At 59.8% G+C, this 10,403-nt stretch carries 12 protein-coding genes, 1 pseudogene and 1 riboswitch; of the genes and pseudogenes, 10 read left to right on the forward strand and 3 right to left on the reverse strand.

What is annotated here, in order from left to right; all coding sequences use genetic code 11:
- Nucleotides 1-25: 25 nt before the first annotated feature.
- Nucleotides 26-223: riboswitch (cobalamin riboswitch) on the reverse strand.
- Between the two features lie 470 nt (nt 224-693).
- Both C7I85_RS26710 and C7I85_RS26715 read left to right on the forward strand, forming a co-directional pair.
- Nucleotides 694-987, forward strand: a complete 294-nt coding sequence (locus C7I85_RS26710; protein WP_106727046.1) for a hypothetical protein — start codon at nt 694-696, stop codon at nt 985-987.
- Between the two features lie 77 nt (nt 988-1,064).
- Nucleotides 1,065-1,244, forward strand: coding sequence for a hypothetical protein (locus tag C7I85_RS26715; protein ID WP_106727047.1), 180 nt, complete (start codon nt 1,065-1,067; stop codon nt 1,242-1,244).
- Nucleotides 1,245-1,270: 26 nt separating this feature from the next.
- On the opposite strand, the gene C7I85_RS32105 is transcribed toward C7I85_RS26715, so the two are convergent.
- A complete protein-coding gene (locus tag C7I85_RS32105) occupies nt 1,271-1,405 on the reverse strand; it encodes a hypothetical protein (RefSeq protein WP_280954425.1) in 135 nt (44 codons plus the stop codon).
- A 549-nt stretch (nt 1,406-1,954) separates the two neighbouring features.
- Between C7I85_RS32105 and C7I85_RS26720 the strand changes: the two genes are divergently transcribed.
- The 3 genes from C7I85_RS26720 to C7I85_RS26730 all read left to right on the forward strand — a co-directional run bounded on the left by C7I85_RS26720 (nt 1,955) and on the right by C7I85_RS26730 (nt 4,966).
- Entirely contained in the window at nt 1,955-3,241 is a 1,287-nt protein-coding gene (locus C7I85_RS26720; RefSeq protein ID WP_106727048.1) for a porin, read from the forward strand.
- A gap of 205 nt (nt 3,242-3,446) precedes the next feature.
- The gene (locus C7I85_RS26725; protein ID WP_106727049.1) at nt 3,447-4,034 is read left to right on the forward strand and encodes a TetR/AcrR family transcriptional regulator; all 588 of its coding nucleotides are present in this window, start codon (nt 3,447-3,449) and stop codon (nt 4,032-4,034) included.
- A complete protein-coding gene (locus tag C7I85_RS26730) occupies nt 4,031-4,966 on the forward strand; it encodes a DMT family transporter (protein WP_106727050.1) in 936 nt (311 codons plus the stop codon). Before C7I85_RS26725 ends, C7I85_RS26730 begins: the two co-directional genes overlap by 4 nt.
- 82 nt (nt 4,967-5,048) lie before the next feature.
- Here the strand turns inward: C7I85_RS26730 and C7I85_RS26735 are convergent, their stop codons facing one another.
- Nucleotides 5,049-5,768: a hypothetical protein gene (locus C7I85_RS26735; RefSeq protein WP_245445122.1), complete on the reverse strand. Its 720-nt coding sequence runs from the start codon at nt 5,766-5,768 to the stop codon at nt 5,049-5,051.
- A gap of 221 nt (nt 5,769-5,989) precedes the next feature.
- On the opposite strand from C7I85_RS26735, the gene C7I85_RS26745 reads away from it, so the two are divergent.
- The 5 genes and pseudogenes from C7I85_RS26745 to C7I85_RS26760 all read left to right on the forward strand — a co-directional run bounded on the left by C7I85_RS26745 (nt 5,990) and on the right by C7I85_RS26760 (nt 8,828).
- A complete protein-coding gene (locus C7I85_RS26745) occupies nt 5,990-6,190 on the forward strand; it encodes a hypothetical protein (protein ID WP_106727052.1) in 201 nt (66 codons plus the stop codon).
- Between the two features lie 310 nt (nt 6,191-6,500).
- Nucleotides 6,501-7,034: a hypothetical protein gene (locus C7I85_RS26750; protein WP_428832910.1), complete on the forward strand. Its 534-nt coding sequence runs from the start codon at nt 6,501-6,503 to the stop codon at nt 7,032-7,034.
- 270 nt (nt 7,035-7,304) lie between these two features.
- Nucleotides 7,305-7,570 (forward strand): annotated as a pseudogene (locus tag C7I85_RS32190) (Arm DNA-binding domain-containing protein); the annotation flags it as partial.
- Between the two features lie 60 nt (nt 7,571-7,630).
- Nucleotides 7,631-8,065 carry a phage integrase central domain-containing protein gene (locus tag C7I85_RS32195; protein ID WP_342587321.1) on the forward strand — a complete coding sequence of 145 codons (435 nt, stop codon included), beginning with the start codon at nt 7,631-7,633 and terminating at the stop codon, nt 8,063-8,065.
- Nucleotides 8,066-8,516: 451 nt separating this feature from the next.
- Nucleotides 8,517-8,828 carry a hypothetical protein gene (locus tag C7I85_RS26760; RefSeq protein WP_146148978.1) on the forward strand — a complete coding sequence of 104 codons (312 nt, stop codon included), beginning with the start codon at nt 8,517-8,519 and terminating at the stop codon, nt 8,826-8,828.
- A gap of 141 nt (nt 8,829-8,969) precedes the next feature.
- Here C7I85_RS26760 and C7I85_RS31215 read toward each other — a convergent pair.
- On the reverse strand, nt 8,970-10,403 hold a 1,434-nt coding region (locus tag C7I85_RS31215), incomplete at its 5' end, for an acyltransferase family protein (RefSeq protein WP_181257410.1).

Raw genomic sequence — 10,403 nt, forward strand, 5'->3', positions numbered from 1 at the left:
TCTTGATCGCCCACCGCGATCAGTCGGTTCGCAATCGTCCAAGGCTGGTTTCCGGGCTCTGGAGCCGGCCCTGCCGGGCCGTCACGGACGCCTTCCCGGGCTCTTTGCCCAGTGGCATTTCGCCGTGACTTTGCTCCACCACCGTTGCGGGGGCAGCGCCGGCTTCTCACCGGCTTCCCAATTCTCCGCTCCGAGGAGCGGCACCGTGAACAAGCGCGATCACATCACAGAAGCGACGCGCGCGAGATTGGGAAAGCGACGCCGGCCCGGCGCAAAAAGAACAGGGTATGGCGGTGCAGGGCGACTGACCTTGTGGCTTTGAGTTCAATCCAGGATTGTTCGAGCTGCCCTTCTCGCCGGAATTGAATGACACCAGAAATTCTCGATCCGCCTTGGAAGCAGGGCCATGAAACGAATGTGGACCAGTTTAGTGACTAATTTAGGAGCTTGTTAACGCTTCCTAAATTCTGGTCTGGAAAGGTCGGGATGCAACTTGTGAGTGCACTATATCCATTGGTGCTTGGGAGAAATCTCAAGTCAGGGGCCCGGTTGATCTGTCACCCCCAAAGAACAATCGGGCCCCGCTCGATGAAAGCAAAATTCGCAAAGCTTTAATTGTTCAATTTATTCGCAACATGAGCTTCGACCAAGCTTGGCATGATTGGCGAACGCGGCTGATCCAGGTGTGCTGTCATGAGCGCATTCACGGAATTGGAGTTGCTGATCTCTGACGTCCCGCGCCCCACCCATGATGCGCGGGTCAGGGCGAAGCAGCTGGTCGATGAAGCGACCCGGCACGCGGTCCAAACGGTGCGTTTGCGGCTGGTGGTCGAGACTTTCGTGCTGGACTACTACGCGCTGTCGCGGCTTTCCGAGTTCGACAATCCGGTAGAAGTGATGCGCCTTCGCGAAACCACGATGAAGAGTCTGTCGCGACTTATGGAACTGTGTCAGGCGAGTGAGGGCGCTCATGGCGAACGCACGTAGACCTTGCCTGCCGGTCGAAACGAGCCAATACTTTTGCTTATTGCGGGGGTGTGTCGCTGTGCATTCTGGAGGGCACAATGGGGTACAAGGTGTTCATGCGCCTCGCAATCACGCTTCCGCGCGAAGAGGGTTTTTCGCTTCAGCAGCACGTGGACGACGTCGTCCACAGCCTTCGCAACATCCTGCTGGGCGAGGAAATCGTCGTCGAGGACGCGGGCGAATTCCTTGAAAGCCAGCGAGAGGAACCGGCCGGGTAGGCTTTGTTGTCCTAAAGGCCGCCGCTCTAGCGCTTGCGTAAGCCCTGCGAGCCCGCGCCGACGCCGAGCGGCCGCCGTTCGTAGACATCGAGAGCGGGCGTCTTGATCGGATAGTCGTCTTCGAAGCGCTCGATGAGTGCGGTTTTCGGCTTCGCCGTCACACCTAAAGCTCGGGCGGGCCTTGGCCGGCCAGTTGGCACCGGGGACGCAGACAGAAGCGGGCGCATGCTGATCGGGGCTCGGCCAGGCTTCTACCACGGATCGAGGAAGATGCTTCCCCCGGTAGTTCTGGTTTATTATCAATATGAGTGCACAAGGCATCGGGTGGCGGCAGTACTGCCCATTGCTTTGGTATCTACGGGCATCTTCTGCCCTGCTGGCGGGTTCTCTCTTTGATTGACGCGGGAATATCGATTCGCTGCCTTAAGAGAGCCAGCAACACCGCGCTTTTGACCTCGAAAGTTAACGACTTCTTTCCGCGGCATGCCAAATCGTGGCATTTCCGCCACAGCGGTATGGTTTAGCGTACCATGAAGCCTAGCCGGCGTGCGATCTCGATTGAACCCGGCCGCGCCCTGGGTAATGTCACTTTCGAGGAAGGGGCGAGCGATCGTGTCTTTTTCGAAATTGGGGATGGGGCAGGGAACCCGCTGTCCTTCAGCAAATAGAACCCAGACCCGTTTTTTAAACTTTTGACTGGAGGTCAGAAAATGAACATCAAGAGCCTGCTTCTCGGCTCCGCTGCGGCACTGGTCGCAGTTTCCGGCGCCCGTGCGGCCGACGCTGTCGTCGTCGCCGAGCCCGAGCCGGTTGAATACGTCCGCATCTGCGACGTCTACGGCGCTGGTTTCTACTACATCCCCGGCACCGAGACCTGCCTGAAGGTCGGCGGCTACGTCCGCTTCGAAATGGGCGTTGGCAAGGGCCCCTACGGCGGCCGTCTTGACCTGCTCGATCGCGAAGACTTCATCAAGAACCACGAAGACGGCGACAAGCACGACAAGGAAATCAGCACCAAGACACGCGACAGCTACCGTCTGCGCGCCCGCTATGCCCTGCAGATGGACGCCCGTTCGGAAACCGAACTCGGCACCCTGCGCGCCTACACGCAGATCAACTTCGACTGGAACAACCCGCGTCACGAGCTTGTCCGCGAATGGACGGACGATCAGGATGTCACGCACACGCAGAACATCGGTGGCGCGTTGGCTTCGACCAACGACATGGGCATCAACCACGCCTTCATCGAACTGGGTGGCTTCCGCGTCGGTAAGACCGACTCGCTCTACGCGACGATGACCGGTTATGCCGGTGGCGTCATCGCCGACGACCTGATCCCGTATGCCAACTACGACACGCACCAAGTCGCCTACACCTATACCGGTGCCAATGGCTTCTCGGCCGCCATCTCTCTCGAAGAGGGCAACGACGGCGCCTACGGCTTCACCGGTTTCAACCCCTTCAACGACAACGCCCTTGAGGTTGGCGACGGCATCAACGAGACGCTCGACTCCTACGCTCCGCACGTGATCGCGGGCGCTGCCTGGACCCAGGCTTGGGGTGGCATTTCGGGTGTCGTCGGTTATGACGCGGTTTATCAGGAGTGGGGCGGCAAGGTCCGCGTCGACTGGAACGCAACCGACGCACTGTCGCTCTGGGCAATGGTCGGCGGTGGTTCGCTGCGTGATCGGAACAAGTTCGGCTTCGATCCGAGCACCAACGTTCCTGTGACCCGCAACTGGGTCAAGCCGTGGGGCGGCAAGTGGGCCGTCTGGGGCGGCGGCACCTACAAGTTCAACCCGAAGGCCTCGGGCAACCTGCAGGTTTCCTGGTCGCAGAACAAGGACGTCGCCGTCGCTGCCAACGTCGCCTACGAGCTGGTTCCGGGCTTCGTCATCACGCCGGAAGTCAACTATCTCCAGATCCACGACGACATCACGAAGGAAAAGATCCGGAACGAGTGGGCTGGTATCCTGCGCTTCCAGCGTTCGTTCTAATCGGCTCATCGGTCGATTTGAGAAACCCGGCGGGCAACTGCCGGGTTTTTTCGTTTGCGGAATAGCAAATGGTCTTTTTCGAGGATGAATTGCCTTCGCATGCTCTTGTCTTCGGACGTCGTAATTGCGCCAAGACCGGTCGTGTAGCTTCCGACACTAGGTGCTGAAATTAGGTAGATCGGTCTATCCATTCTGGAGGCCAATCATGACCGACAAAATCCCTGCGCGGCAGCGACTGCTGAATGCCGCAGCCGAGCTGTTCTATCGCGATGGCGTAGGGGCCACAGGTATCGATGCGATCACCGCCCATGCGGGCGTCGCGAAGATGAGCCTTTACAACAACTTCGCGTCCAAGGCCGATCTGGTGCATGCCTATATCGAAGGCCGGCGCAGGGAGTGGCACGAACTTCTTGCAGAACGCCTAAAAATGGCGTTGACGCCGAAAGAGCGTGTTCTTGCCGTGTTCGATTCCTACACGGATCATGCAGCCTTTGCCTATGAGTGGGGATTTCGCGGATGCGGACTGCTCAATGCGGCCGCGGAGCTGCCGATAGGCGATCTCGGCCGTGCATCCGTGGCAGCGCAGAAGGACGAGGTGGAGGAACTGTTCAAGAAGCACCTCCACAAGATGCGGCCCGCCGACACTGCGACAGATGAAACTGCCGAGCACCTCTCTTTTCTTCTCGAAGGCGCGATGTCTCGTGCGGGCCTCGACGGTCATGACGGGCGGCTGAAAACCGCGCGAAAAATCGCGGTGTCCATGCTGGACCAGCTCGAAAGCCAGTCCAAATGAGCGAAGCTGTAGCTGCGTCTTTCCGCCCCCGAAGCGGGGTTGCTGGGCTCGTGGTCCTGATCCTGCTGGAAGCGGCCTTGGTGGCCTGCTGGAGCGCCGGCTTCATCGGCATACGTTTCGCAAGCGATCACGCGCCGATCTTCCTCATCCTCCTCTGGCGCAGCCTGGTTTCCGGGCTCGTGCTGTTGCCCTTTGCCCTGACTGTCGGCCCCAGGCTGCGGCGGAAAGATGTTGTCCCGCAGGTCCTGTTCGGCGCGCTGGCGATGTCCGCCTATCTCGGCGCATTCGCGCTCGCGATCTCCTATGGCGTGCCGACGGGCCTTGTCGCCCTCATCACCGACATGCTGCCCCTGATGGTTGCGGTGCTGTCCTGGCCGGTTCTCGGCCAAGCGCTTACCGGGCGCCAGTGGATCGGCTCGTTCATAGGCTTGGCAGGTGTTTTGATCGCGTCCGGCTGGTCGCTCGACATGACTGATGTGCCGCTTTGGGCCTATGGTTTGCCGGCTCTCGGAACGCTGTCTCTGGCCATGGCGACCCTGTTGCAGAAGCGCAGCCCGACGAATTTCATGCCCGTGCATCAAAGCTTGTGCATCCAGTGCCTGTCGGCTGCAGCTATCTTCTCCGTGTTCGCCTGGCATGAAGGCGGCGTACTGCCGATCCTGGAGCCCGGCTTCGTCGGCGGCATCCTGTGGCTCGTCTTCGTTGCCACGCTCGGCGCGTGGAGCCTCTACTATCTGGCGCTGCGCAAGTCGTCGCCGGCGCGCGTCACGGCCGTGCTCTATCTCAGCCCGCCGGTGGTGATGATCTGGGCCTGGCTGATGTTCGGCGAGCCGCTGTCATGGGCGATGGCGTGCGGCCTGGTCGTGTCACTTGTCGGGATCATTATCGTTGCGAAGTCGCAGAAGCCAGCAGCCGAAATTGGCGCGCCTTAGCCGGCTTGGCTCAACCCGCCAGAATACACGTGTTGGCGCCGCGCAAAGCGGCGCCAAAAATCATGCGCTGTAATCCGCCACCTTAGTAGTAATCGCAGGCGCCATAGTAGCCGGCATAGTAGGGATCACAGTACAGGTACCACAGCGGCACGCCAAAGCCATACCAGCCCCAGCCCCAGCCGTTGCCGCCATTAAAGAAGAAGTTGTTACGATGGAAGAAACGGGCATTGCGGAAGTGCCCCATGCCGTGGAAGCCATGGAAGCGTCCCACGCCGCGGAAGCCGGCCATGCTATGGAAGCCATGGAAGCCGCCCATGCCACGGAAGCCATGAAAGCCCATGCCGCGGAAGCCATGGAAGCCACCCATGCCGGGGAAACCGCCAAAGCCGTGGAAGCCGCCCATGCCGTGGAACCCACCACCAAAGCCATGAAAGCCGCCGCCAAAGCCGTGGAAGCCCCCACCGCCGAAGCCATGGAAGCCACCACCGCCAAAGCCATGGAAGCCACCACCGCCGCCGCGGACGAATTGCAGGCCGCTGGTCGCGCTGTCCGAGGGCTTGAGCATAAGAACGGCTGGCTCAAACTTACCCTGGCATGCCTCCGCAATGCAGGAATGGTTCCAGATCTGGCCGTCTGCCAGGGGTTGCGCCGGTAGCGTTTTGGAAGCCACGCCGGCCGTGCCGACCGCCGAGGCGTTGTCGGGGAGGGAACTGGAGATGCCCGCGGCAAGAGCGGACGCACCGGCGAGCGCTCCAATGCTCAGCAACCCCGAACATGCGAGTGTTGAGAGATAGCGTCTCATTGTCTTCTCCAAGGAATTTGTCCGAGCGGCTCAGGGCCTGCACGGGCCATCGGGGTGGCCTCAATCGGACTTATAATGCGAACGCATAGCGAACATAAAAGTTCCATTCCCGGAACTGGAGGTTGCGTCGACTCTGCTGGGCGACCGCCCGGCGGAACTCGAATATCCGCGGCTGCGTTACTGCCGCGGGCATAAACTGCCGGCTGGCTTGGAGGTCTGCTATGGCCGTACACAGTGAGCAATTCCACCCATTGATCAACAAGCTCGCCGGGTTGGCCGCCATCATTCTCGGCTTCCTCGTAATGGCATCCGGCTATCGATACGGGTCGACCGGCACCATCATCATTGGAATTGCCATTATCGTTGCAGGCTTGGCTTTCCTGGTGCTGAAGATCGTGCGGCGCAATCAAGGCCCGCTGTGAGGGACAGCCGCATACGGCCTTCTCGCTTCGAGACAAAATACAAAGATCTTCTGGCTTGATGGGCGGCAAGCTTCGCGCCCGCGGCCGGGAACTAAGCCGACATTAACCGGCGGCGGCTAGAATTGGTCGCGGGGGAAGGCGTACCAGGGCTGGTATTCATCTTATTTCCGCGCGCTGGGTCGATGGTCCTTTGAGCCCTGTCGACCGTCATAAGCGTGGCAGCTTTGACGGCAATTGGGAGGGGCAACAAGTGGAACAACAGATCGTCTCGGTGCACGATTTATTCCCCCATATCCGCATTGTGCTGGGCATGGTCATCGGTCTTGGCGTGGCGCGTCTGCTGTCAGGCATCGCGCGCATCATCCAGCATCCCAAGCAATATCCGCTCTATCCGGTCCACCTCGCCTGGGCCGCGTCGGTGCTTCTGATGCTTGCGCATTTCTGGTGGTGGGAATTCGGCCTTTTCCGCGTCGACCAATGGACCTTCGGCAAATACCTGTTCCTGATCGGCTATGCGGTCGCCTTATTCCTGCTATGCGCGCTGCTGTTTCCGGAAAGCCTGCTGGACTATCGCAGCTACGAGGAATTTTTCTATGAGCGGCGCGCCTGGTTTTTCGGCGTTTTGGCGGCAATCTACGTGATTGACGTGGGTGACACGCTTCTCAAGGGCGATGCGCATTTCGCCAGCTTTGGCATAGAATATCTTATTCGCACCCCGCTCATCATCATGCTGTGTATCGCAGCGATGTTCGTCCAGAACCGCCGCTTCCATGTCAGCTTCGTTGGCGCCAAGCTCTTGTATCAGTTCTGGTGGATCACGCGCTTCTTCGACACGATCGTATGATGGGTGCGGCGGCGCCGGCCGCTACCGAAGTGATCTCGCACTGAGTCGGCCTGGCTTGCGGCCTGTCGGGGCAGCCACGTGGGCGCCAGATGGCAGGCTTATCTAGAAAGTCTTATAAAATCAGGATTTTAGATGGGCTGAAGAAATCCTGGCGGAGAGAGGGTCCGCCGAATGGCCGTCCTTGGCTGTTCGCTGGCGTTTAAGAGGCATTGATGTTTGTAGTCGTCCGCCAGTGTTTGCCGCTACCCCACAACGATTGTGGGGAAATTTGTGGGGAAAGACTTGGCTCGTTCTGTAAAGAAGCTGTCGGCGGTTGACGTAAAGAACCGCACGAACCGAGGCCGATACGCTGACGGCGACGGTCTCTACCTAAACTTCGCTGCCGGCGGCTCGAAGTCCTGGATCTTCCTCTGGATGAAGAATGGTCGTCGCCGCGAAATGGGATTGGGTCGTACCTAGCGGTTACACTTCGGTCGGCGCGCAACAGGGCCGACGATTGCCGACGACAGGTAGCCAAAGGGCTGGACCCCATCGCCGAGCGGAAGAAGCTCGCGCCCGCGACGTTCGGCGTGTGCGCGGACGACTACATAAAGGCCATGAAGCCGAGCTTCCGCAATGAGAAGCATATCGCGCAATGGGAAATGACCCTCGGCGACGCCTACTGCAAATCACTCCGTAGCAAGGCCGTGGCCGAGATCACGACACACGACGTCCTGGCGGTCCTTACGACAATCTGGCAGCCGAAAGCCGAGACAGCATCCCGTATCCGGGGGCGCGTCGAGCGCCTCCTCGACTTCGCGCAGGTCAAGGGCTGGCGAGACGGAGAGAACCCAGCTCGGTGGCGTGGACATTTGAAGAACGCGCTGCCAGCTCGCCAGAAGCTTCAGCGCGGCCACCATGCGGCGATGGCCTATGTCGAGGTGCCGAAGTTCATACAGCAGCTTCAGGCGTCAGACGCCGTCTCTGCGCGTGGCCTGGAGTTCCTGATCCTGACGGCCACGCGGTCGTGGACGGTGCCCCCGAGCGCATGAAGGCAGGGAAGGAGCACCGCGTTCCGCTCACCGACAGAGCCGTGGTGATCTTGAAGGCCTTGGGGCAGGGGAAGCCAACCGACTACGTTTTCCCCGGCGACAGGCCGAAATCGCCCCTATCGACTATGGCATTTGCAATGCTGATGCGTCGGATGAAATTCGGAGATTTCACGGTGCATGGGTTTCGGTCGGCATTCCGCGCGCGAAGTGGCCGAGGCCGCACTTGCACACCGCGTCGGGGATGAGACTTAGCAGGCCTATCGACGTTCGGACGCGCTTGAACGCAGGCGCAAACTGATGAAAGCTTGGTCTGATTTCTGCGGGAGTTCAAAGAAGCTTCTGCAACTGGTCAAACAGGCGTGACGATCGCCGGAGTTGAACGGCAGACCCTGCATTGGGTGAATTCTAAGAGCCGATGCGTTCATTGCGGGACGGGTACAGGGCATGGAGGATGATGGCTTTTGTTCCGAAGGTGGTTGACGGTGAGCGTCGGGAATTTGTCGTGGTCCCGCCTGCCGATGTGCAGTTCGATGAGATGAAAGATCGAATCGCTGAGGCGCTACGCGAGCAGTTCCCTCAATCGGGCTTCACGATCATCACCGATGTTCAATCCTTGCGGGGATATGGGTTCACGCTCGTCCCGGTCATTATGGAGCCTGCTGATGGGCCAGCCACCAAACCGCCGAGCGAGAGCGTACTGGCGGAGATCATGGCGTTCCTTGATGTGCACTTTGCGTCAATCCCAGCGCCAAAGTTGAACTGAGGTTGGGGCAGACGACGCTGCTCCTGGCCGGCCAGGTGCCAGATATGAGTGACCGGCTCCGCAAAAAGAAGCCCCCTCGGAGCCGAGGCGGGTGCTTCGTTCTGAAGGCTGGCGAACGGGTCAGGGGGATGGCCGGCAGCACTAGCCGTCCCCCGTTGCAAAAGAGGAATCAAACGGCCGGAAAATCGGCGCGAATAGATAGCTCAATGCCTTGGCCGTAGTGGCCGTGATATGATCACTGTCAAAATACTGGGGTACGCCGTTTCGGGCGGCATAGCACCGATCGCTGTCGCAAAAGGCGGGCATCGGATCGACAATCCCGGCACCGTATTTCGCAGCGACCTGTTCCAGCATCGCACGAGATGGAGCCTGACGTTTCTCGATATATGAAAGCGGTGGCGCGATATCAGTTGATGCTCCGACCGTAACTGCCTTGGCGACTGCTTCTGGCACGGAGCGCCCCATTTCAGGCACGTCCATAACCAAGACGACCTTGGTTCCCATCTCCCCGAGTTCCGACAACGTCCGATCCATGGCCTCTGAGATCGGGGTTGAATGATCATCGAGAGGCCGCTGCACCGAGGCGTCGAAATAGGCGCCCTGGTTTGGAAGTTCGGTGGCGTTGACGTATTTGGGCCAGTAGGCCAGCAGGATGACGAGCGGGATACGGTGAGACTTGATCAGGTCGAGCGCAGCTGCATTGAACGCGCCGCAACGTTCCCTTTTCCTACGGTCTGACAACTGCACGTCGAGCAGCGGGGGGCATCCAGCTTGTGCGGCAAGCAACCCGGTCAGGCCAGCGTGCGTCGCCGCAGTGTCGAGCGCTGGCGACATCGCAGCGGCATGAGAGTCTCCCCAGACCAGAAAATTCGGATTAGGGCCTTCCGTACCAAGCGGGCATATCCCACCTGCCTTGACGTCTGCTGCCGAGGGGCCAACGCCATCTGAGTCTGTGAGGCAGTCTGTGCTGCTAAAGCGGCTTTTATCATAGGCGGCGTCGTAGGCAACTCTGGCTGCAGGCGAGAGGCGGCTCGGAAGACCTTTTTCGGACGCAACATAAACGCCAAACACCGTTGATGCCGCTATGACGCCAGCGGCGGCAACAAAAAGCGGCTTTCGTGAAATTTGGCTCGAAGCCCCGCGAAACGGCCGCTCGATGAAACGCCATGACAACCAGGCTGCCGCAACCGATGCTGCTACGATCGTCCATCCATGGGCGGCTGTCAGTGGTGCCTCGCACAGATGACGCGCGAACACAATGATCGGCCAGTGCCATAGATAGAGGGAATAGGAAATCAGGCCGATAAATACAAAGGGCCGGGCACGCAACACCGAACTTATCGGACCTTCAGTCGCTCGCGCGTGAATGATCAGTGCTGCGCCCAGGCATGGCACCAGAGCTGCAAGACCTGGAAAGGCCATGCCGTCACGAAACGTCGCGACTGACGCGCCGATCAGCACGACGCCGGTTCCGGCCATGGCTTCCCGCGCGAGCCTTTGGGTCGGGCGCGGTATCAGGCTTAGGGCGAGGACGGCACCGAGCAGCAATTCCCATGCCCTGTATTGCGCAAGATA

Source organism: Pseudaminobacter soli (ex Li et al. 2025) (genome assembly GCF_003012705.1).
Classification (GTDB): domain Bacteria; phylum Pseudomonadota; class Alphaproteobacteria; order Rhizobiales; family Rhizobiaceae; genus Pseudaminobacter; species Pseudaminobacter soli.

Coding starts and splice junctions, on each gene's coding strand:
- C7I85_RS26710 (WP_106727046.1), top strand. CDS start 694: ATGAGCGCATTCACGGAATTGGAGTTGCTGATCTCTGACGTCCCGCGC.
- C7I85_RS26715 (WP_106727047.1), top strand. CDS start 1,065: ATGGGGTACAAGGTGTTCATGCGCCTCGCAATCACGCTTCCGCGCGAA.
- C7I85_RS26720 (WP_106727048.1), top strand. CDS start 1,955: ATGAACATCAAGAGCCTGCTTCTCGGCTCCGCTGCGGCACTGGTCGCA.
- C7I85_RS26725 (WP_106727049.1), top strand. CDS start 3,447: ATGACCGACAAAATCCCTGCGCGGCAGCGACTGCTGAATGCCGCAGCC.
- C7I85_RS26730 (WP_106727050.1), top strand. CDS start 4,031: ATGAGCGAAGCTGTAGCTGCGTCTTTCCGCCCCCGAAGCGGGGTTGCT.
- C7I85_RS26735 (WP_245445122.1), bottom strand. CDS start 5,768: ATGAGACGCTATCTCTCAACACTCGCATGTTCGGGGTTGCTGAGCATT.
- C7I85_RS26745 (WP_106727052.1), top strand. CDS start 5,990: ATGGCCGTACACAGTGAGCAATTCCACCCATTGATCAACAAGCTCGCC.
- C7I85_RS26750 (WP_428832910.1), top strand. CDS start 6,501: ATGGTCATCGGTCTTGGCGTGGCGCGTCTGCTGTCAGGCATCGCGCGC.
- C7I85_RS32195 (WP_342587321.1), top strand. CDS start 7,631: ATGAAGCCGAGCTTCCGCAATGAGAAGCATATCGCGCAATGGGAAATG.
- C7I85_RS26760 (WP_146148978.1), top strand. CDS start 8,517: ATGATGGCTTTTGTTCCGAAGGTGGTTGACGGTGAGCGTCGGGAATTT.